General features: G+C 74.4%; 15 protein-coding genes. 8 read left to right on the forward strand and 7 right to left on the reverse strand.

The genetic code is table 11. The features are described from left to right. The first annotated feature begins 22 nt into the window (after positions 1-22). A complete protein-coding gene (locus IE180_RS28580) occupies positions 23-493 on the forward strand; it encodes a bifunctional DNA primase/polymerase (RefSeq protein ID WP_190159845.1) in 471 nt (156 codons plus the stop codon). 96 nt (positions 494-589) lie between these two features. Beyond that, on the forward strand, positions 590-2,392 hold the full coding sequence (locus tag IE180_RS28585; RefSeq protein ID WP_190159846.1) for a chitinase: 1,803 nt from the start codon (positions 590-592) through the stop codon (positions 2,390-2,392). 9 nt (positions 2,393-2,401) lie between these two features. Here IE180_RS28585 and IE180_RS28590 read toward each other — a convergent pair whose 3' ends face one another. The 4 genes from IE180_RS28590 to gabT all read right to left on the reverse strand — a co-directional run bounded on the left by IE180_RS28590 (position 2,402) and on the right by gabT (position 8,328). Beyond that, a complete protein-coding gene (locus IE180_RS28590) occupies positions 2,402-3,697 on the reverse strand; it encodes an McrC family protein (protein ID WP_190159847.1) in 1,296 nt (431 codons plus the stop codon). Then, positions 3,687-6,131, reverse strand: a complete 2,445-nt coding sequence (locus tag IE180_RS28595) for an AAA family ATPase (RefSeq protein WP_190159848.1) — start codon at positions 6,129-6,131, stop codon at positions 3,687-3,689. The genes IE180_RS28590 and IE180_RS28595 overlap by 11 nt, the downstream gene beginning before the upstream one ends. Further along, on the reverse strand, positions 6,074-6,892 hold the full coding sequence (locus IE180_RS36810; protein ID WP_229860989.1) for a phosphatase PAP2 family protein: 819 nt from the start codon (positions 6,890-6,892) through the stop codon (positions 6,074-6,076). Before IE180_RS36810 ends, IE180_RS28595 begins: the two co-directional genes overlap by 58 nt. Positions 6,893-6,993: 101 nt before the next feature. Further along, positions 6,994-8,328, reverse strand: coding sequence for a 4-aminobutyrate--2-oxoglutarate transaminase (gene gabT / locus IE180_RS28605; RefSeq protein WP_190159849.1), 1,335 nt, complete (start codon positions 8,326-8,328; stop codon positions 6,994-6,996). Between the two features lie 280 nt (positions 8,329-8,608). On the opposite strand from gabT, the gene IE180_RS28610 reads away from it, so the two are divergent. Beyond that, positions 8,609-11,221 (forward strand): ATP/GTP-binding protein, encoded by a 2,613-nt coding sequence (locus tag IE180_RS28610; protein ID WP_229860992.1) that lies wholly within the window; start codon positions 8,609-8,611, stop codon positions 11,219-11,221. Between the two features lie 270 nt (positions 11,222-11,491). Further along, a complete protein-coding gene (locus IE180_RS28615; protein WP_190159850.1) occupies positions 11,492-13,045 on the forward strand; it encodes a PucR family transcriptional regulator in 1,554 nt (517 codons plus the stop codon). Between the two features lie 36 nt (positions 13,046-13,081). On the opposite strand, the gene IE180_RS28620 is transcribed toward IE180_RS28615, so the two are convergent. After that, a complete protein-coding gene (locus IE180_RS28620; RefSeq protein ID WP_190159851.1) occupies positions 13,082-13,276 on the reverse strand; it encodes a hypothetical protein in 195 nt (64 codons plus the stop codon). A 152-nt stretch (positions 13,277-13,428) separates the two neighbouring features. Here IE180_RS28620 and IE180_RS28625 point away from each other — a divergent pair, with 152 nt between their 5' ends. Both IE180_RS28625 and IE180_RS28630 read left to right on the forward strand, forming a co-directional pair. Continuing rightward, entirely contained in the window at positions 13,429-14,412 is a 984-nt protein-coding gene (locus IE180_RS28625) for an EamA family transporter (RefSeq protein WP_190159852.1), read from the forward strand. 641 nt (positions 14,413-15,053) lie between these two features. Then, on the forward strand, positions 15,054-16,499 hold the full coding sequence (locus tag IE180_RS28630; protein WP_190159853.1) for an aldehyde dehydrogenase family protein: 1,446 nt from the start codon (positions 15,054-15,056) through the stop codon (positions 16,497-16,499). 64 nt (positions 16,500-16,563) lie between these two features. Here IE180_RS28630 and IE180_RS28635 read toward each other — a convergent pair whose 3' ends face one another. Continuing rightward, positions 16,564-16,866 carry a putative quinol monooxygenase gene (locus IE180_RS28635; protein WP_190159854.1) on the reverse strand — a complete coding sequence of 101 codons (303 nt, stop codon included), beginning with the start codon at positions 16,864-16,866 and terminating at the stop codon, positions 16,564-16,566. A gap of 132 nt (positions 16,867-16,998) precedes the next feature. On the opposite strand from IE180_RS28635, the gene IE180_RS28640 reads away from it, so the two are divergent. Next, complete coding sequence (locus IE180_RS28640; protein ID WP_190159855.1) at positions 16,999-18,921, forward strand: acyl-CoA dehydrogenase family protein; 1,923 nt, start codon at positions 16,999-17,001, stop codon at positions 18,919-18,921. 57 nt (positions 18,922-18,978) lie between these two features. Here the strand turns inward: IE180_RS28640 and IE180_RS28645 are convergent, their stop codons facing one another. Then, positions 18,979-20,499 carry an MFS transporter gene (locus IE180_RS28645; protein WP_190159856.1) on the reverse strand — a complete coding sequence of 507 codons (1,521 nt, stop codon included), beginning with the start codon at positions 20,497-20,499 and terminating at the stop codon, positions 18,979-18,981. Between the two features lie 152 nt (positions 20,500-20,651). Here IE180_RS28645 and IE180_RS28650 point away from each other — a divergent pair, with 152 nt between their 5' ends. Next, positions 20,652-21,218 (forward strand): TetR/AcrR family transcriptional regulator, encoded by a 567-nt coding sequence (locus IE180_RS28650; RefSeq protein WP_190159857.1) that lies wholly within the window; start codon positions 20,652-20,654, stop codon positions 21,216-21,218. Positions 21,219-21,362: the final 144 nt, after the last annotated feature.

Genomic DNA, 21,362 nt, shown 5'->3' on the forward strand with positions numbered 1-21,362 from the left:
CGCACGGAAGGAGAACGTCACGATGACTGGTACGGGGGCCTCTGGCGTCAAGGCCGCGGTGGAGTGGCTGGTCTCGGTCGCGCCGGATCCCGAGGCCTGCCGATGGGAATGGGAGCGCAACCCCCACGGGGTCGCGCTGCTGCCCGCAGGCAGGCGCTGGGACGTCCTGATCCTGCCGGGGGAACTCGGCCACCCCACCCTCGACGTGCTGACCCGGCTCGTGGACCGGCCGGGCCCGGTCCTGACCGACTTCGGCGAGGCCCGGACGGGCTTCTTCGTCCCGCCGGGAACGGCCGCCCGCTGGCTCGGCACCGGCGTGCGCGGGGCGGGCGCCGGCACCTGGATCGTCGCCCCGTACCCCGGGCGGGTCACCGGACGGGTGCGCTGGCTGGTGGCGCCGGACGGCCTGGGCACCCTCACCGACGCCTCCCTCCTGGAGCTGGCGATGCACGAGGCGGCGGGCCGGCTGGCCAGGGGGGAGGGAGGGGGCTGAACGAAGTCCCGTTCCGTACAGAGGTCTTGACCACTCGATTGGTCTGGACCATGCTGTGGCGCGCTCCACCTCGATTCCCCCCATCCGGAGGCAGCTGTGGACCGCGCCAGACCCCTCACCCTGCTCCTCGTCGGCTCCCTCGCCGCCGGCGGGCTCCTCGCACTCACCCCCGCGGCCCAGGCCGCCGACACCGAACTCGCCCGCAACGGCGGCTTCGAGGCGGGCCTCGACGGCTGGACCTGCACGGCGGGCAGCGGCGCCGTCGTCCCGTCACCCGTGCACGGCGGGACGAAGGCGCTCCAGGCCACCCCGGCCGGCAGCGACAACGCCCGCTGCTCCCAGACCGTCACCGTCAAGCCCGGCTCCACCTACACCCTCAGCGGCTGGGTCCGCGGCAGCTACGTCTACCTGGGTGCCACCGGCACCGGCACCACCGACGTCTCCACCTGGACCGGCTCCGCCCCCGACTGGCAGAAGCTCTCGACCTCCTTCACCACGGGCGCCTCGACCACCTCGGTCACGATCTACACCCACGGCTGGTACGGAACCCCCGCCTACCAGGCCGACGACCTCTCCCTGTACGGCCCCGGCGGCGCCCCCGTCCAGCTCCCGGCCGCCCCCACCGGCCTCGCCGCCGGCTCCCCGACCTCCACCTCCGTGCCTCTGAGCTGGACCGCGGTCCCCGGCGCCACCTCGTACCACGTCTACCAGGGCGCCACCAGGATCCAGACGGTCACCGGCACCACGGCCACCGCGACCGGACTCACGGCCTCCACCCCCTACACCTTCCAGGTCACCGCCGCGAACAGCGCCGGCGAGTCCCCGAAGTCGGCCCCCGTGACCGCGACCACGACCTCCGGAGGCGGAGGCGGGGGCGGCGGACTGCCCGCGCACGCCCTCGTCGGCTACCTCCACGCGAGCTTCGCCAACGGCTCCGGCTACACCCGCATGGCCGACGTCCCCGACTCCTGGGACGTCATCGACCTCGCCTTCGGCGAACCGACCTCGGCGACCTCGGGCGACATCCGCTTCAGCCTGTGCCCGGCGACGGAATGCCCCAACGTCGAATCACCCGCGGAGTTCAAGGCGGCGATCAAGGCCAAGCAGGCCGCCGGCAAGAAGGTCCTCATCTCCATCGGCGGCCAGAACGGCCAGGTGCAGCTCGCCACCACGGCGGCCCGCGACACCTTCGTCTCCTCCGTCTCGAAGATCATCGACGACTATGGCCTCGACGGCCTCGACATCGACTTCGAAGGCCACTCGCTCTCGCTCCAGACCGGCGACACCGACTTCCGCAACCCGACCAGCCCCGTCGTCGTCCACCTGATCCAGGCGGTCAAGACCCTCAAGGCCAAGTACGGCCCCGGCTTCGTCCTGACCATGGCCCCGGAGACCTTCTTCGTCCAACTCGGCTACCAGTACTACGGATCCGGCCCCTGGGGCGGCCAGGACCCGCGCGCCGGCGCCTACCTGCCGGTCATCCACGCCCTGCGCGACGACCTGACCCTGCTCCACGTCCAGGACTACAACTCGGGCTCCGTCATGGGCCTCGACGGCCAGTACCACTCCATGGGCGGCGCCGATTTTCACATCGCCATGACCGACATGCTGCTCACCGGCTTCCCCGTCGCCGGCAACACCGACCGCTTCTTCCCGCCGCTCCGCCCCGACCAGATCGCCATCGGCCTCCCCGCCTCCACCCAGGCGGGCAACGGCCACACCACCCCGGCCGAGGTGAACAAGGCCCTGGACTGCCTCACGAAGAAGACGAACTGCGGCACCTACCAGACCCACGGCACCTGGCCGGCCCTGCGCGGCCTGATGACCTGGTCGATCAACTGGGACCGCTACAACCAGGGGGAGTTCAGCCGGAACTTCGACGCGTACGGCTGGAACTGACGGTCCGGCTCACTCCGTCACCTCGCGGAACAGGCGGGCCGGAACGGAACGGGGGTCCGGCCCGCCCAGCTCCGCCAGCACCGCCCGCAGATCCAGCGGCACCGCCCGCACCCGGCCCGTCACCGTCCCCTCCAGCGTCCGCACCGCCACCCGGTGGCCGCCCGACCCGGCCCGGCCCGGGTGGACCAGGACGCAGTCGGGCGGCCCGCCGTCCGCCCGCCGCCCGAGGGCGTGGGCGTAGAGCGAGGCCTGGTACAGGTCCTCGGGCGAGAGCTTCTTCTCCCCGTACAGCTTGTACTTGACGTCCACCGGCAGCCGGTAGGGCCGTCCGGACCGCACCCCGGACACCAGCACATCGGGCCGTACGGTGCCGTAGGACTTCCCCGCCCGCTCGTCGAACAGCACCCCCGACCGCGAGGACTGGCCCTCCGCCCGCAGTCCGGAGCCCCTCGCCCCGTCCTCCAGCAGCCGGGTCACGAAGGCCTCGAACAGACGGTTCATGTCGATCAGGAAGGCGCGCGAGGTCAGCGGCCCCGGGGCGAACAGTCCCTCCGGGCCGCCACCCGTGAGCAGCAGCCCCGCCCACAGATGCGCGGGCCGGTAGTGCTCGTTGTGCCGGTGGTACGTCACCGACGCCAGCGCCGCCCGCACGTCCCCCAGCGGCGTCGGGGCGTGCCGCGCGAACGGCCCCGCCGCCCGCCGGGCCCGCGCCCGCACCCCGCCGTCGCGCGCCGTCCGGGCGGCCACCGCGAGGGCCTCCGCGCAGATCCGGTTGTCGAGGACGTCGGCCTCGTGCTCCTCGAACCGGCAGGCCAGCAGGTCCGGCCGGCCGTGGTGGACCAACAGCTGCCGCACGGGCAGCAGCCTGCCCCGCACCACCCGCAGATCGTCCTCGACCGGCACGTAGTCCCGCCGCACGCCGTGCCGCAGCAGCCGCTCGCCGTGCTCGACGGCCATGAGGCAGACCAGGTCCCGGAGGGAGGGCCGCCCGCCCGCCAGGCCCTGCGCCGTGGGCAGCAGCTCCCGCACCCCGCCCCAGGCGTGGTCCACCATGCGCAGCACGTCGAGGTCTCCGCCCAGGTACTTCGGCACGACCCGGATCTCGGCGGCCTCCAGCCGCACCGTCCCCACGTACTGCGCGGCCGTCACCTCCAGCCGGTCGCCCCGCAGCTCCCGCAGCCGCAGGCGCGCGTCCAGGGACCCGTCGGCGAGCAGCCGCCGGTCGGGCTCCGTCAGCCGGATCCCGTCGAAGACCCGGGTGGCGTACTCGGTCAGCTCCAGAGCGGGCGGCGCGTCACTCCCCACCGGAACCGACCTGGAGCTCCTCGTACAGACGGTTGACGAGGTCCTCGTCGGTGAGTTCCCGCAGGGTGTGGGCGGCCACGTCGACCACCTCCTCGCCGAGGAAGGCGGCGAGGAGCCCGTAGTCGTCGTACGCGTACTCCTGGAGCAGCGGCAGGATCTCGCCCCGCACGATCGCGGCGAACTCGGCGGCCGTGGAGACGGGGGCGCCCTCGGGGAGGAAGAAGGCGTGCCCTATCTGCTTCTCGCGGTCGAGGCGGGTCCTGATCCGCTCGTTGAGCCGGTCGAGGAAGACGGCGAGGTCCAGCTGGTCCACCTGTGCGCCGCGCAACGGGCCCGAATCGGGGAGGAGTTCGATGAAGGCGAAGCGGCGGCGGATGGCCGAGTCGATCATCCGGACGGACCGGTCGGCGGTGTTCATGGTGCCGAGGACGCGCACGTTCGGCGGCACCCGGAACGGCGTTCCCGTGAGCGGCAGCGTGACCGGAAGCCCCCGCTTGTCCTTCTCCACCACGGTGATCAACTCGCCCAGGATGCGCGGGAGGTTGCCCCGGTTCAGCTCGTCCACGACCACCAGGTACAGCTGGCCCGGATCGGCGGCCGCGGCCTCGCACACCCGCTTGAAGACGCCGTCCACCGGTTCGAGGACGAAGCCGGACGCGCCCCTGACGGGCCGCAGCCCCTCGACGAAGTCCTCGTACCCGTAGCTCGGATGGAAGGTGACCAGGGTCAGCCGCCGGGCCTCGGTCAGGGCCTCGATCGTCGCCGCGAACCCCGCGCTGCCCGGCTCGGCGAGCGGCTCGACCCCCGGCAGGTCGGCGGAGAGCTCACCGAGCCGGCGGACGGCGTAGCGCAGCGCATGGTACGTCTTGCCGGTGCCGGGCGGCCCGAACAGCACGGCCTGGCCCCGCCGTTCGAGGGCGTCGTCGATCTGCTGGAGGCCGGTGTCGAGGGGCGGGATCTCGACGGGCCCGGCGGTCTCGGCACCGGCCGTGGGATCGGACGCCCGAACGTCTCGGATCCTGCTCCAGAGCCTGTTCCAGAGCGCCGGGGGCACGTCCGAGACGAGGTGGCCGTCCCAGCCCGCCACGGGTTCGTCCAGCCTGCCTGCGCGGCCCTCGTCCCAGAGGACCTGCACCGCGTGTCCCGACGGCCCCTCGCCGCTCGCGGGAATCCACAGGTAGCCGTCGCCGTGGACCCGGCCGACTCCGAGGACCTCGCTCCTGCCCCGCGTCGCGACCACCCGGTCGCCGTCCCGCAGGTCGAGGAGGCTCCACACCTCGGCTGCGCCGGACGGTTCGGCGCCCGCGTACGCCTCTTCGAAAGCGGCGGTGAACTCCTCCTTGTCGGCGTACCGGTGCAGGTCGCCGACCCGGTCCGCCGCCACGGGGACGAAGCCCTCGGCGAAGAAGGGCTCCCAGTTCGCCGGAAGTGCGGGAACACCGATCCGTACGGTACGGGCACTCGTCCGACGGGCCGGCGCCCACCAGTCGAGGAAGCGCCAGACGAGCTGGGGCGACCAGCCCGCGAACCGGGGGTCCTCGTCGATCAGCGACTTCAGCAGCTCCTTGCGCCGGAACGGCTGGAGCTTCGCCGTCGCGCTCCCGGGGGCGAGACGGTTCAGACAGTGCCGCGTGAAGCTGTCCGAGTACACCGGGAGGACGGCGTCGGGAGCGTAGATCCGCAGGGTCTTCGCCACGACCATGATCCCGGAGCGGATCGAGGCGATCTCGTCGATGTCCCGGACCCGGCCCTCGCGGGCCGCCGTCACGGCGGCGACGAGCCCCGCCCTGACCTTCCGCCACGCCTCGTCGACATCCGCGTACCGCCTGTCGAACCACCACGAGCCGTGGTTCGTCCGGTAGACGAAGTGCTTCTTCGCCGTACCGCCGGTGATGCTGCCGAGCGACTTGCTGCCGAACTCCAGCACATGGCTGAACACCCGGTGGCCGGGCACGTCCGGCTGCCCGAGCGCGTACCGCTCCAGCGGCAGCTCCGGCCATTCCTCCCACGGGAACTCCCTACGGATGCGCTCGACGTCCCGGTCCGCCGCCTCGACGGCCGCGCGGTGCCGCTCGGGGTCGAAGACCCGCAGCGCCTCGTCGACCGGCCAGTACGGCAGGGTCTCGGCATGGCTGTCGGTGACCGGCCGCAGGGCGCAGGAGCAGACACCGGTGACGGGCCGGTTCCGTCCGTTGAGCAGTCCGGCGGAGGCGGCGAACGCGGCCGGTTCCGCGGCGTCGAGCAGGCGCCGCCAGGTGAGCCCGTCGGGGTCGGGGCGGCGCTGGAGACCGCCGGAGTCCGTCAGGTGCGGGCAGGCCGGCGAGTGATGGATCTTGAAGCCCTGCCCCGGGAGGATGACCTTCCCGGGCGACGGGTTCAGTTCGTAGGCCCGTCCGTCGACCGTGACGGCGTACCGCCGCTCCCCGTCCGCCATGTGTTCCCTCCCCGGATCCGGCCACGACCGTCCCGACCGTACCGCGACGCGAGGACGGGCCAGCGCAGCAGCGGCAGGCACAGGGCGACGGAGGCGAGGACGTCCAGGGGCCAGTGGAAACCGCGCAGGATCAGGCCCGCGCCCGTCACCGCCGTCAGCAGGACGGCGACGGGGACGAGACGGCGCGACACCAGGTACGCGGCGCCGACGTAGGCGACCATCGCGGTCGCCGTGTGGCCCGACGGGAAGTAGCCCCGGGCCCAGGGCTCCAGCGGGCCGGGGCGGGCCGTCCACTCCTTCAGCGGGACCACCAGAAGGGGTACGGCCGCCATCGCGAGGCCCGCGTACAGGGCGGCGGCGCGGCGGCCCCGCCACACCGCGTACGCCATGGCGCAGGCGAGGACCGGAAGGGCGACCGTCATGTTGCCGAGGTCGGAGGCGAGTTCGCCCAGGGGGCGGGGGACCGTGTCCACCAGGGAGCGGGACACCCGCTCGTCGAGCCTGGCCAAGGGGCCGTGGACGAGCACCTGCCAGGTCACGACGGCGAGGGCGACGAGCGCCGAGAGGAGAGCCGGCCGCCCTGGAACAGGGGGGGTGGTTCCAGGGCGGCCGAGGGGATCGGGCTGCCGCGCGCCCCGGGGGGTGTGGGGCGGGCGGCCATCCGATCGGTGAGGAGTCCCGGAGCACGAGGCGCCGGTGGCGTGCTCGAAGGCACGGTGTGGGCGGGGCTGGGGAGGCTCCGCCCGGGGTGTTTCTCTCATCTGCGGAAACCGTACGTCACGGAGCGGGGGGGCCGACAGCGGGAAACGCGTCCCGCCATCGGCCCCCCACAGAGTCTTCACACCGTGTGCCGGATCGGACCTCAGAGGGTCGCGAGCGCGGCCTCGATGACGTCCAGGCCCTCGTTGAGCAGGTCCTCGCCGATGACCAGCGGCGGCAGGAAGCGCAGCACGTTGCCGTAGGTGCCACAGGTCAGGACGAGCACGCCCTCGTTGTGGCAGTGCTTGGCGAGCGCGGCGGCGGCCTCGGCGTGCGGCTCCTTCGTCGCCGGGTCCTTCACCAGCTCGATGGCGATCATGGCGCCGCGGCCGCGGATGTCACCGATGACCGGGAACTTCTCCTGCATGGCGGTGAGGCGGGTCTTCATGACCTCCTCGATGCGCTTGGCCTTGCCGTTGAGGTCGAGCTCCTTCATCGTCTCGATGGCGCCGAGCGCACCGGCGCAGGCCACCGGGTTGCCGCCGTAGGTGCCGCCCAGGCCGCCGCCGTGGACGGAGTCCATGATCTCGGCGCGGCCGGTGACGGCGGCGAGCGGCAGGCCGCCCGCGATGCCCTTGGCGGTGGTGATGAGGTCCGGGACGATGCCCTCGTCCTCGCAGGCGAACCACTGGCCGGTGCGGCAGAAGCCGGCCTGGATCTCGTCCGCGACGAAGACGATGCCGTTGTCGTTGGCGAACTTCACGATCGCCGGCAGGAAGCCCTTGGCCGGCTCGATGAAGCCGCCCTCGCCGAGGACCGGCTCGATGACGATCGCGGCGACGTTCTCGGGGCCGATCTGCTTGGTGATGTTGTCGATCGCCTGGGCGGCGGCCTCGGGGCCGCAGTTCTCGGCACCCGTGGGCCAGCGGTAGCCGTAGGCGACCGGCACGCGGTAGACCTCGGGCGCGAACGGGCCGAAGCCCTGCTTGTACGGCATGTTCTTCGCCGTCATGCCCATGGTGAGGTTGGTGCGGCCGTGGTAGCCGTGGTCGAAGACGACGACGGCCTGGCGCTTGGTGTACGAGCGGGCGATCTTCACCGCGTTCTCGACGGCCTCGGCGCCCGAGTTGAACAGCGCGGACTTCTTGGCGTGGTCGCCCGGGGTCAGCTCGGCCAGGGCCTCGCAGACCTCCACGTAACCCTCGTACGGCGTCACCATGAAACAGGTGTGGGTGAAGTCCTGGAGCTGCGCGGAGGCGCGGCGCACGACGGCCTCGGCGGAGGCGCCGACCGAGGTCACGGCGATGCCGGAACCGAAGTCGATCAGCAGGTTGCCGTCGACGTCCTCGATGATGCCGCCGCCCGCGCGCTTGGTGAACACGGGCAGCGTGGAGCCCACGCCCCCGGCGACGGTGTCCAGCCGGCGAGCCTGAAGCTCCTGCGACTTCGGACCGGGAATGGCGGTGACGACGCGCCGCTCCTGCGGGACAGCGTTCATGGCGGGGCTCCTGGGGGTGGTTCTGGACGCACTTGCGGGTTTCCTCCGCAGGCTAGGCGCGGGGGAGGGGGTCCGGCATGCGCCGATAGGGAGTGGTGGCGGGTGCGTCGTTGTCCGGGATGGACATGACGGCTCCGCTTCCGCGACGCGGACACCTCCCGGACGCGCCGGGACGGTCCTCGGCCGTACGGGTGGTCGAATCCCCTCCCGGGGGCTCCGGGACCACTAGATTGACGGTGGCACAGAGGCGGCGACCTGGCTGGTCAGGGGGCAGGGGTTCATGGAGACCGACGGCACGTACGAGTCACGCGACACCAAGGGGGGCGCGGTCCCGCGCCCGGCGGGGCCGCCGACCGACGGCCGGGGTGCCGCTTTCGACGGCGGGGACGGGGAGCACAGGGCCCCCGGGCGCGCGCCGGCTCCGCCGTCCGTACCGGTTCCGCCGTCCGTGCCGGTTCCGCCGTCCGTACCGGTTCCGCCGTCCGTGCCGCCGCGGCCGACGGCGGCTCCGGGGGCGGTGACGGCGCCCGGTGCCGGAGGGCCCGTGGCCGCGGGGCCCGCCGCCTCGGGGGCCGCCCGCGAGGAACCCGGCGGGCCGGGGCCCGGCCCCGGTGGTGCCCCCGTCCCGCCCGCCGTCGCCTGGCTGGACGCCCCGCGGCCCGAGGCCGCGCCCGGGATCTGGCGGTTCCGGCACGTGCCACCGCCGCCGCCCCGGGAGGCGCGCAAGCTCGCGCCCGTCACGGTGGCCGGGCTGCTGATCCCCCTCGTCGTGGGGCTGCTGCTCTGGTCGGCCTGGCGGCGCGGCGTCGTCCCCTACGAGTGGATCCCGCTCGCCACCTTCACCCCCGCCGACTGGTGGTACGCCGGAGGCACCTCCCCGCGTGACTGGCACGGCGCCGAGGCCCACGTCGTCTACGACGGCGTCTTCTTCGCCGTCCTGCTCTACACGATGGCCCGCCTCGGAGCCTGGTCCGAGCTCGCCCGTCACCTCCTCGCCGACCGCCGCCCGCCCGCCCGCGCCGCGCTCACCGCCGGCGCCGCGCTGATCGCCCTGGCGTTCGTCTGGCCGGAGGCCTTCCCCGGCGTCGGCTGGGAGCCGCTGCCGGTCGTCGCACCCCTGCTCTCCCTCGTCGTGCTCGTCGGCGGCGGATACGACGTCCTCGCCTCGCCCGTCCTCGTCTACCCCCTGTACGCCCTGATCACGGCCGCCGTCCTCTGGCCCTTCGCGCGCCTCGGCGACTGGCCCGGTCTGGTCCGCGCCCGGCTCGGGGCCCGCGCCGCCACCACGGGAGGCGCCCCGACGCCCCTCGACCCGGCGGCGCCCGCCCCCCTCTCGCAGTGGCCCGAACTGCGGGCCGCCGGGGAGCGGCAGGCGGCGGACCTGCTCGCCGCCGAGCTGTTCGCCGGGCGCATGAACGACGTGGACTGCGCCCGGATCCGCCGGAACCTGGAGCGGGAGCGGACGCACGCGGGCGGCCTCGCCCCCTTCGTCGACACCGTGCTCCGGCAGGGCGCCGCGGCCGGGGCGCACCCCTCGGGCGCCCGCGACCTGCCGGGCCGGACCGCCGTCCACGACCTCCTCCTCGGGCAGGTCCGCCTCGGCCGCTGCACGGCCGAGGAGCGGAACCCGGCCGCCTACCGGGGCGCGGGCCTCGCCCTCGAACCGGCCGCGCTCGCCACCTCCCTGCTGGTCGTGGGCCCGTCCGGCGCCGGAAAGACCGCCCGCCTGACCGGCCCGGTCGTCGAATCCCTCACCCTGCAGGCCCTCACCGGCACCTGCGCGGTCGTCGCCGTGGGCACGGCGGACGCGCCGCTCGGCCCTGACGCCGCGTACGACGTCGTGGTCCGCCCGGGCGATCCGGCCTCGCCGTACGACCTCGACCTCTACGCCGGCCTCACCGACCCCGACGAGGCGGCGGCGCTGCTCGCGGAGGGCCTGGTGGGCGACGTCGAGAACCTCGACGCGCGGCGGGCCGCCACCGTCCTCGCCCAGCTCATCGGTCCCTACCGGGCGGCGCACGCCCGCTTCCCGTCCGTACCGGTGCTGCGCGAACTCCTCGAAGCCGGCCCGGAGACGCTGACGGCGCTCCTCGACCGGCTCCCCGCCGACGCGGCGGCCATGCGCCGCGAGCTGGAGGCCCGCATCCGGCAGGCCGGCACCGCCGCCGACGCCGGGCCGCTCCTCGCGGACCGCCTGTCGCTGCTCGACCGGCCGGCCTTCGCCGAGTTCTTCGGGGCCGACGGGAGCGACGTACGGCCCTTCTCGCTGAAGTCCGTCGTCCACCACCCGCTGCGGGTCCGGATCAAGCTGCCGGAGCGCGGCCACGAGGAGGCCTCGCGGCTCCTCGCCCGCCTGGTCCTCGCCCAGTTCCTGGCGGCGGCCCGGACCGGCACCAAGCGCCCGCACTTCGCCGCCCTCGTCCTCGACGACGCCACCGGCGCGCTCACCACGGGCACCGTCCGCTCCCTCCAGCGGCTGCGCCCGCACAACGCGGGCGTCGTCCTCGGGCTCCGTACCCTCGGCGAGGTGCCCGAGGCGCTGCACGGCCCGCTGCTCGGCGCCGTCGGCTGCCGGGTGGCGCTCTCCGGCATCACCACCTGGGACGGCCGGGGCTTCGCCGAGACCTGGGGCAAGGAGTGGGTGGAGACCACGGAGGTGGCGCACCACACGGTCTTCGCCGACCAGCCGATGACCCGCTTCCTCCACGCCCTGCGCAAGAAGATCACCGGCAAGGCCGTCACCACCGACGCGGTCACGACCCGGAAGGTCGAGCGCGAGCGGTGGTCCGCCTCCGAGCTCGCCCACTCCGTGCCGCCCGGTCACGCCGTGGTGTCCCTGACCACGGTCCAGGGCGCGCACACCCCGCCGGTCCTGGTGGACCTGCGCGGCTGAGCCCCCGGCGCGGCCGGCTCCGCACGGTGGGCCCGTCGCGCCCTCGCGGGTCCGGCGCGGTCCGCCTCGCGCGGCGGTCCCGTCCCGTCCTTCGCGGGCCCGGCGCGGCCGGCCCCGCGCGCCCGGTCCGTCTCACCCCTCGCGCGTCCGAGCGGGCCACCGGCGGCCCTGGCACAATCGGGGGCGCCGCTCGGCTGGGCGGCGCCTCCCCGCTTCCGTGCACGGCTCCCCCCGCGCGCGGTCCTCGCTCAAAGGTCCGACGGTCTCCCCATGCCGCCCACCCTCGCCTCGCTCGTGCAGCACTCCGCCCTCAAGCTCATCGTCCGCGCGGGTGAGGACCGCCTCGACACCCCCGTCCGCTGGGCCCACGTGAGTGAGCTCGCCGACCCCGTCCCGTACATGGAGGGCGGTGAGCTCCTCCTCACGACCGCGCTCACGCTCGACGCGGAGGACCTGCCGGCGATGCGCCGCTACGTGCGGCGGCTGCTCGGAGCGGGCGTGGTCGGGCTCGGCTTCGCGGTGGGCGTCAACTACGAAGAGATCCCGCCGGCCCTGCTCGACGCGGCGCGCGAGGAGCACCTGCCGCTGCTCGAAGTGCCGCGCCGGACGCCTTTCCTCGCCATCAGCAAGGCCGTGTCCGCGGCCATCTCCGCCGACCAGTACCGGGCGGTCACGGCCGGTTTCGAGGCCCAGCGCGAGCTGACCCGCGCCGCGCTCGCCGAGGGCCCGGAAGCCGTCGTCGCCCGGCTCGCCGCCCACGTCGACGGCTGGGCCGCGCTGTACGACGCCTCCGGCACCGTCGTCGCCGTCTCGCCCGAGTGGGCGGCGCGCCGGGCCGCCCGGCTCACCTCGGACGTGGAGCGGCTGCGCGAGCGGCCCGCGCCGGCCAGCGCGGTCGTCGGCGGTACGGACGACCGCGTCGAGCTCCAGTCGCTCGGCACCGGGCGCCGGGTGCGCGGCGCCCTCGCCGTCGGCACGGGCGCGCCCCTCGGCACGGCCGAGCGGTACGCGGTGCACTCGGCGATCGCCCTGCTCACCCTCACGACGGAACGTTCCCGCTCGCTCCAGGCGGCGGAGCAGCGGCTCGGCGCGGCGGTGCTGCGCCTGATGCTGGCGGGCCAGCCGGAGCCCGCCCGCGCGGTGGCCGGGGACCTGTACGGAGGGCTGCTCGACGCCCCCTACCGGCTGCTCGTCGCCGAGCCCGCCGGGGGAGAGCCGGCCGGGGAGCCGCCGCTGCCGGTGCTCGCCGAGGCCCTGGAGGCCGCCGCCGCCCGCGCGGGCGAGGCGGTGCTCACCGTCGCCGAGAGCGAGCAGCGGCTCGTCGTCCTCGCCGGGGACGGCGGCGCGGTCGTCGCCGCCTGCGAGGGGTACGCGGAGCGGGAGGCGGAGGACGCGGGCGTCGTCGTCGGCCTGTCGGCCCCGGCGGGCCCGAGCGCCGCGGCGGCCGCGTACCGGCAGGCCGAGCAGGCCCTCTCGGTCGCCCGGCGGCGGGGGAAGGCGCTCGTCGAGCACGAGGACCTGGCGGCGGGCTCGGTGCTCCCGCTCCTCGCCGACGACGCGGTCCGCGCCTTCGCCGACGGGATGCTGCGCGCGCTGCGGGAGCACGACGCGACCGGCCGCGGCGACCTGGTGGCCTCGCTGCGCGCCTGGCTCTCCCGGCACGGCCAGTGGGACGCGGCGGCGGCGGACCTGGGGGTCCACCGGCACACGCTGCGCTACCGGATGCGCCGGGTGGAGGAGATCCTCGGCCGCTCGCTGGACGATCCGGACGTCCGGATGGAGCTGTGGCTGGCCCTGAAGGCGACGGGCGAGGGCGAGGGGTAGCGGAGGGTTCCCGGGGCCCGTCCTCCGGATCGCCTCCTAGTCCGAGCCGTCGTCGCCCCCGCCGCCGCGGTTCACGCTCCGGCGCCGTCCCGCGCGGACGACCTCGCCGCCCAGCAGGGTCGCGGTGGCCACCGCGCGGACCCAGCGGGGGCCGCCGCGGGCCGCCCAGACCACGGAGGCGCAGCCCGCGACGGCGAGGACCAGGACGCCGATCAGTACGTAAAGGATCATGCTTACCCCCTGGGATCGTGCGGTCCCGGACATCCTCCCATCCTCCCCCAGGGCGTCCCACGAGGCTCTCCTCCGTCCGAATTCCGCTCTTCCTGCCCGGATGCGGGCAGGATTCTTGGCTCCCGGGGTGCCCGCTCCCTACTCTCCTGCTCATGACAAGCCCCGCCGTCGATCCGGCCCCCGAGACCCGCCCGGCCGCCCCCGGACCCCGTACCCCCGCCCCCGGCGTCCCCGCTCCCGCCCCCGGCCACCGGATCACCGGCGCCGTCTGGGCCGCGCTCGGCATCGTGTACGTCGTCTGGGGGTCCACGTACCTCGGGATCCGGATCGTCGTCGAGACCCTCCCGCCGTTCCTCTCCGGCGGCGCCCGCTTCCTCACCGCGGGCCTCCTCCTCGCCGCGATCGTCGCCTGGCGCCAGGGCCCCGCCGCCCTGAGGGTCACCCGCCGGGAACTCGGCTCCGCCGCCCTCGTCGGCCTGCTCCTGATCCTCGGCGGCAACGGCCTCGTCGTCCTCGCCGAGACCTCCATCCCCTCCGGCCTCGCCGCCCTCCTCGTCGCCGCCGTCCCCGTCTGGGTCGTCCTGCTCCGCACGGTCTTCGGCGACCGCCCCGGCCCCGGCGCGTACGGCGGCGTCCTGCTCGGCTTCGCCGGCCTCGGCGTCCTCACCGTCCCCGGCCTCAGCGGCGAGGTGAAGATCGGCGGCGTCCTGCTCGTCCTCGTCGCGGCCCTGCTGTGGGCCACCGGCTCCGTCTCCTCCGCCCGGCTGACCATGCCCGCCAACCCCTTCACGGCGAGCGCGTACGAGATGCTGGCCGGCGGCCTCGCCGCGCTCGCCCTCGGTCTCCTGCGCGGCGAGCACCACGGCCTCGACCTGGGCGCCGTCTCCGGCCACTCCTGGGCCGCCCTCGCCTACCTGGTCGTCTTCGGCTCGCTCGTCGCCTTCACCGCGTACGCCTGGCTCCTCCAGACCGCGCCCGTCTCCCTCGCCGCCACCTACGCCTACGTGAACCCGGTCGTCGCCGTCCTGCTCGGCGCCCTCGTCCTCGACGAGGCCCTGACCTGGCCGATCCTCCTCGGCGGCGCGATCGTCGTCGGAGGGGTCTGCCTCATCGTCTCGACCGAGCGGCGCGGATGACCATCCGTCCCCTGCCCTGACGGAGCCTCGGCCGTTTCGAGCCGGGGGGCGGGGACCCGCACGGCCGCGCACACCACCGACGGCACGGCACGGCACGGAGAGGGCGGGCCCGCCTGCCCGCCCCGCCGGCGGCGAGCGGCGTGCCGCTCGCCCTCGCCGGAGGTCTCGCCTCCTTGCGCCGCCCCCGAACCGGGCCACCTGCCGGGCGACTTCGAGCGGAGCGCCACGGCGATGCGCGCGGGAGGCGGTCGCGCGACCCTCCTACCCGGCACGGGCGGGACCGCGACGAGCCGTGCGTCTTCTGCTCCGTCACCGGTGGCTCGGGGGACGAGCGCACCTTCTCCCGGGGCAGGGGCAGGGGCGGGGGTGAGGGCGAAGGCGAGGACGGCGGCGACGGCGGACCCACGGGCTTGTTCCGTTACGAGGCCCGGTCGTCACCGCCCGCCGGGACACCGGAACGCGGCAGCCCTCCTCGGCGTGCCGGGCCGGTGACCGCGCCCCGGCCCCGGCCGCTTCGGCCGAAGCGGACAGAGTCGCCACCCCCACTACTCCATACCGGACAAGCCCGTGCCCGCCGTCCCGGCCCTACGGTGTCACCAGAGCAACCGCTCGCACCCCGAAACGGAAAGGGCCGGGACGCAATGACGACCACCCACGCCTTCTGGCTCGCCGGCCGCGAGGCCACCGGCGACGCCACCTTCGACGTCACGAACTCGTACGACGGACGTCTGGTCGGCAAGGTCAGCGTGCCCACCGAGGCCCAGGTCGAGGAGGCCGTCGCCGCCGCGCACGCCGTCGTCGACGAGTTCGCCGCGACCCCGGCGCACGTCCGCGCCGCCGCCCTCGACCACGTGTCGAAGCGGCTCGCCGAGCGCACCGAGGAGATCGCCCAGCTGATCTCCGCCGAGAACGGCAAGCCCATCAAGTGGGCCCGCGGCGAGGTCGGTCGCGCCGTCTCCGTCTTCCGTTTCGCCGCCGAGGAGGCCCGCCGCTGGAACGCCGGCGAGGCCCAGCGCCTGGACACCGAGGCCGGCGGCGCGGGCCGCCTCGCCCTCACCCGTCGCATCCCCAAGGGCGTCGTCCTCGGCATCGCGCCGTTCAACTTCCCGCTGAACCTCAGCGCCCACAAGGTCGCCCCGGCCATCGCCGTCGGCGCCCCCATCATCCTCAAGCCGGCCCCGTCGACCCCGATCTCCTCCCTGATCCTGGGCGAGATCCTGGCCGAGACCGACCTGCCGGCCGGCTCCTGGTCGATCCTGACCGTGCCGAACGACCGCATGCCCGCCCTCGTCCAGGACGAGCGCCTCCCGGTCATCTCCTTCACCGGCTCCGACAAGGTCGGCTACGCCATCCAGCAGTCGGTGCCGCACAAGCACTGCACCCTGGAGCTCGGCGGCAACGCCGCGGCCGTCGTCCTGCCCGACTGGTCCTCCGAGGCCGACCTGGACTGGGCCGCGAGCCGCATCGCGACCTTCTCCAACTACCAGGGCGGCCAGTCCTGCATCTCCGTGCAGCGCGTGATCGTCGACGCCTCGGTCCACGACCGCCTGGTGCCGAAGATCGTCGCCGCCGTCGAGGCGCAGGTCACCGGCGACCCGGCGGACGACGCCACCGACGTCGGCCCGCTCGTCGACGAGGCCGCCGCCCAGCGCGTCGAGTCCTGGGTCGACGAGGCCGTCGCGGCCGGCGCCAAGCTCCTCGCCGGTGGCAAGCGCGAGGGCGCGACCTACGCCCCGACCGTCCTCACCGACCTCCCGGCCGACGTCACCCTGGCCCGCGCCGAGGTCTTCGGCCCGGTCCTGACCATCGCCAAGGTCGACGGCGAGGCCGAGGCCTTCGCCGCGGTCAACGACTCGGACTTCGGCCTCCAGGCCGGTGTCTTCACCCACGACCTGCAGACCGCCTTCCGCGCCCACCGCGCCCTGGAGGTCGGCGGCGTGATCGTCGGCGACGTCCCCTCGTACCGCGCCGACCAGATGCCGTACGGCGGCGCCAAGCGCTCCGGCGTCGGCCGCGAGGGCGTCAAGTACGCGATGGACGACTACACCTACGAGCGCGTGCTCGTCCTGACGGGCCTCGCCCTCTGAGGGGGACGCCCCACCCTGATCAGGCGGTCCGAGCCCACTGTGCGGGGGCTCGGACCGCCTTTCCTCATGCGACGGGGGCGTCCACGAGACGGATCACCTCGGCGGGCCCCGCGCGGAACGCCTTGTTCGCGGCGTCGGCCGCGACCACGTGCGGGGCGGCGTCGTGCGCCGCGAGGGCCCCGGCCGAGGCCCAGCGCTCGATCAGGGCGAAGCGGTCGGGGTCGTCGGCCACCCGGTGGAGGTCGTACTGCAGACAGCCGTCCTCCGCCCGCACCAGGGGCGCGAGCGCATCGAAGGCGGCGACCTGTTCCGCGCCCCGGCCGGGCAGCGTGGTGACGAGGACGATGAGCTTGATCGACTGAGACATGCCGCGGACCCTACGCGCGGCCGGCCGGGACGGCGCCGGCGTCTCACCGGAAGGACGTACCCGGAGGCCCCTGCTCCCCTTTCCGGACCCGCCGGTATCGGGTACGACGGACAGGAGCCCAAGGAGGTGTCCATGTCCGCACCCGTACGGCAGCCCAAGGTCACGGAGCGCGAGGCCAGGCAGGTCGCCGAGGCCGCGCGCGAGCGGGACTGGCACAGACCGAGCTTCGCCAAGGAACTGTTCCTCGGCCGGTTCCGCCTCGACCTCGTCCACCCGCACCCGCTCCCCGCCGCCGAGGACGTCCGGCGCGGCGAGGCCTTCCTCGCCGTCCTCCGCGACTTCTGCGAGACCCGGATCGACGGCGCCCGCATCGAACGCGAGGCCCGCATCCCCGACGAGACGATCACCGGACTCAAGGAGATCGGCGCCCTCGGGATGAAGATCGACCCGAAGTACGGGGGGCTCGGCCTCACCCAGCTGTACTACAACCGCGCCCTCGCCCTCGTCGGCTCCGCCAGCCCCGCCGTCGGCGCCCTGCTCTCCGCGCATCAGTCGATCGGAGTACCGCAGCCGCTGAAACTCTTCGGCACCCGGGAACAGAAGGACGCCTTCCTGCCCCGGCTCGCCCGCACCGACCTCTCGGCCTTCCTGCTCACCGAGCCCGACGTCGGTTCCGACCCGGCCCGCCTCGCCACCACCGCCGTGCCCGACGGCGACGAGTACGTCCTCGACGGCGTGAAGCTCTGGACCACCAACGGCGTCGTCGCCGACCTCCTCGTCGTCATGGCCCGCGTCCCCGCCTCCGAAGGACACCCCGGCGGCATCACCGCCTTCGTCGTCGAGGCCGACGCGCCCGGCATCACCGTCGAGCACCGCAACGCCTTCATGGGCCTGCGCGGCCTGGAGAACGGCGTCACCCGCTTCCACCGCGTCCGCGTCCCCGCCGGAAACCGGATCGGCCCCGAGGGCGCCGGCCTCAAGATCGCCCTCACCACCCTCAACACCGGCCGGCTCTCCCTCCCCGCGGCCTGCGCGGGCGCCGCCAAATGGTGTCTGAAGATCGCCCGCGAATGGTCGGGGGAGCGCGAGCAGTGGGGCAGGCCGATCGGCCGCCACGAAGCCGTCTCGACCAAGATCTCCTTCATCGCGGCCACCGCCTTCGCCCTGGAGGCCGTCGTCGACCTCGCCTCCCAGATGGCCGACGAGGACCGCAACGACATCCGCATCGAGGCCGCCCTCGCCAAGCTGTACGGCTCCGAGAAGGCCTGGCTCATCGCCGACGAACTCGTCCAGATCCGGGGCGGCCGCGGCTACGAGACCGCCGACTCCCTCGCGGCCCGCGGCGAACGGGCCGTCCCCGCCGAGCAGTTGCTCCGCGACCTCCGCATCAACCGCATCTTCGAGGGCTCGACGGAGATCATGCACCTGCTGATCGCCCGCGAGGCCGTCGACGCGCACCTGTCCGTCGCCGGTGACCTCATCGACCCCGACAAGTCCCTCGCCGACAAGGCGAGGGCCGGCGCCAGGGCCGGAGGGTTCTACGCCCGCTGGCTCCCGGGACTGGTCGCCGGCGCCGGACAGCTCCCCGGTTCGTACGGAGAGTTCGGCGCCCTCGCGGGCCACCTCCGGTACGTCGAGCGGACCTCCCGCAAGCTCGCCCGCTCCACCTTCTACGCGATGTCCCGCTGGCAGGGCCGCATGGAACTCAAGCAGGCCTTCCTCGGGCGGATCGTCGACATCGGTGCGGAACTCTTCGCGATGAGCGCGGCGTGCGTCCGTGCGGAGCTCCTCCGCACCACGACCGACCACGGCCGTGAGGCGCACCAACTCGCCGACGCCTTCTGCCGGCAGGCCCGCCTCCGCACCGAGGAACTCTTCACCCGCCTCTGGTCCAACACGGACGACCTCGACCGGCGGATCGTCGACGCGGTCCTCGGCGGGGCGTACACCTGGCTGGAGGAGGGCGTCATCGACCCGAGCGGCTCGGGCCCCTGGATCGCGGACACGTCCCCGGGCCCGTCCCGGAAGGAGGACGTCCACCGCCGCCTTCCCTGACCGGTCCGTCGTGACCCCCCTCCACCGGGGCGGGGCGGGTCGCGACCCCGGCCCGGTTCAGGTGGATTCGAGGACCGGGCGGACCTCGACGGTCTCCGGGGCGGGGAGGCTCCGGGCCGGTCCGACGGCTTCCCCGTCCGAGGCGGTGAGCGCACCCGGGCCGGTGGAACGGCGCGGCGCCGCGGGGCCCTCCGCGGACCTGGACCTCGTCAGCCACAGGCCGGTGAACACGGCGGTGGCCGAGGTGAGCGCGCCGGCCGCGAGGAAGGCGCCGTCGAGGCCGGCCTCGAACGAGGCGCCGCCGGACTGCCGGGTGCGGACGACGGCTCCGAGCACCGCCACGCCCAGCACCGCGCCGATCTGCCGGGCGGTGCTGCTGAGGCCGGAGGCGAGGCCGCCTTCCTGCGGGCCGACCGCCTGGACGGCGGCTCCGGTCAGGGGGGACAGGGTCAGGGCGAAGCCGGTGCCGACGACCGCCAGCCGCCACCACACGTTCCCGTATCCGGTGTCGGCGTGCACCGTGCCCAGCGCGAGGAGGCCCGGGCCGGCCAGGGCCAGACCGGCGGTGACCACGACGCGGAAGCCGTACCGGGCGGCGAGCCGGCCCGCGTACGGGCTGACGATCACCATGGCGAGGGACATCGGCAGGGTCTGCAGGCCGGCGCGCAGGATCGAGCTGCCCTGGACGTACACGAAGAACTGGGAGAAGAAGAACGACGAACCCATGAGCGCGAACCCCACCACGGCCATGGCGGTGGTGGACACGGTGAACAGCCGCTGCCGGAACAGCCCCGGCGGCAGCATCGGAGCGGAACGGCGCGCTTCGACGGCGACGAAGGCGGCGAGGAGGACCACCGCGGCGGCGAAGCCGCCCAGGACCACCGGCGACGTCCAGCCGCGGGCCCCACCCTCGATCAGCCCGTAGGTCAGCGCCCCCACCCCCAGGGCGGACAGCACCGTGCCCGGGACGTCGATCGCGGGGGCGCTCGGGTTGCGGGACTCGTCGAGGCGGCGCAGGCCGACCAGCAGGACCACGCCGATGGGCAGGTTCACCAGGAAGACGGCGGGCCAGCCGAAGGCGTCCGTCAGCACGCCGCCGGCCACGGGGCCCGCGGCCAGACCGATCCCGCTGAACCCGGCCCACAGCCCGATCGCCTTGATCCGTTCCTGCGGCACGGGATGGGCGGCGGTGAGCAGGGCGAGCGAGGCGGGGCTCAGCGCCGCGGCCCCGATGCCCTGCAGCACCCGGCCGACGAGCAGCCAGCCGAGCGAGGGCGCGAGGCTGCACACCAGCGACGCGGCGGTGAACACCGCCACACCGGTCAGGTACACCCGCTTGCGGCCGAACCGGTCGGCGAGGACACCGCCGGCCAGCAGCAGCATGGCGACCAGCAGGACGTACGCGTCGACGATCCATTGCAGACCGGTCAACCGGGTGTGCAGCCGGTGCTGCATGTCGGGCAGTGCCGCTCCGACGATCGTGTTGTCGAGCAGGACCATGAACTGGCCCAGGCAGGTCACCGCGAGCAGCACGGCCCGGTTCGATCGACCGCCTGGGGCGGCGGGCGATGCAGCCATGGAGGTTCCTCCCGTTCGTCGGACGCGCCCGGACGCGGTCCCCGTGGACGGCGACACGCCCGGGCGCCCTAACGCAGCTGATTGCTGCGTTAGGTGACTGTAAGGAGGGTCGCCCCGTAAACGCAAGTGTTGACTGCGTTAAGGTGGGGCGCATGAACGAGCGAGAGCGAACCCGGCGGCCCGGCGGGCGCAGCGCCCGCGTCGGCGCGGAGGTGCACCAGGCCGTCACCGACCTGATCGGCGAGCGCGGCTACGGCAACTTCACCGTCCGGGAGGTCGCGGCCCGCGCGGGCGTGGCCGACAGCAGCATCTACCGCCGGTGGGGCAACCTGGAGACCCTCCTCACCGACGTGGCGCTCACCCGCCTCAACACGCGGTCCCCGATGCCCGACACCGGAAGCCTCGCCGGCGACCTGCGCGCCTACGCGGCCCAAGTGGCCCGCGAGATCACCGGACCCGACGGTCCGGCGGTGCTGCACCTCGCCGTCGCCCTGTCGAACAGCGGTCAGCAGGGCCTGCGGGCCGGTGCCGACCTGCGCGCCGAACGCACCCGGCAACTGCAGTCCGTGCTCGATCGCGCCCGCGAGCGCGGCGAGCCCGCACCCGACGCGCTGGAGGTGCTGGACCACGTCCTGGCCCCGATGTACATCCGCGTCCTGTTCGGCATGGGCCCGCTCACCCGGGACTACACCGACGGACTGGTCACCCGGCTGCTGTGACCCCGGATCGACGACACGGGGACGATGCCCGCCCCGCGCCCCGCCGCTGCGGGCGGCGTCCCCGCCGTTGTGGGCGGCGCCCCGCCGTTGTGGGCAGTCGTTCTGCTGGGGCGGAACGGGTGGGCACAACGGAACGGCGCCCCT

It is taken from the genome of Streptomyces litmocidini, from assembly GCF_014649755.1.
Lineage (GTDB): Bacteria > Actinomycetota > Actinomycetes > Streptomycetales > Streptomycetaceae > Streptomyces > Streptomyces litmocidini.

Coding starts and splice junctions, on each gene's coding strand:
- IE180_RS28610 (WP_229860992.1), top strand. CDS start 8,609: ATGGAGACCGACGGCACGTACGAGTCACGCGACACCAAGGGGGGCGCG.
- IE180_RS36810 (WP_229860989.1), bottom strand. CDS start 6,892: ATGAGAGAAACACCCCGGGCGGAGCCTCCCCAGCCCCGCCCACACCGT.
- IE180_RS28645 (WP_190159856.1), bottom strand. CDS start 20,499: ATGGCTGCATCGCCCGCCGCCCCAGGCGGTCGATCGAACCGGGCCGTG.
- IE180_RS28620 (WP_190159851.1), bottom strand. CDS start 13,276: ATGATCCTTTACGTACTGATCGGCGTCCTGGTCCTCGCCGTCGCGGGC.
- IE180_RS28595 (WP_190159848.1), bottom strand. CDS start 6,131: ATGGCGGACGGGGAGCGGCGGTACGCCGTCACGGTCGACGGACGGGCC.
- IE180_RS28580 (WP_190159845.1), top strand. CDS start 23: ATGACTGGTACGGGGGCCTCTGGCGTCAAGGCCGCGGTGGAGTGGCTG.
- IE180_RS28630 (WP_190159853.1), top strand. CDS start 15,054: ATGACGACCACCCACGCCTTCTGGCTCGCCGGCCGCGAGGCCACCGGC.
- gabT (WP_190159849.1), bottom strand. CDS start 8,328: ATGAACGCTGTCCCGCAGGAGCGGCGCGTCGTCACCGCCATTCCCGGT.
- IE180_RS28635 (WP_190159854.1), bottom strand. CDS start 16,866: ATGTCTCAGTCGATCAAGCTCATCGTCCTCGTCACCACGCTGCCCGGC.
- IE180_RS28615 (WP_190159850.1), top strand. CDS start 11,492: ATGCCGCCCACCCTCGCCTCGCTCGTGCAGCACTCCGCCCTCAAGCTC.
- IE180_RS28640 (WP_190159855.1), top strand. CDS start 16,999: ATGTCCGCACCCGTACGGCAGCCCAAGGTCACGGAGCGCGAGGCCAGG.
- IE180_RS28650 (WP_190159857.1), top strand. CDS start 20,652: ATGAACGAGCGAGAGCGAACCCGGCGGCCCGGCGGGCGCAGCGCCCGC.
- IE180_RS28625 (WP_190159852.1), top strand. CDS start 13,429: ATGACAAGCCCCGCCGTCGATCCGGCCCCCGAGACCCGCCCGGCCGCC.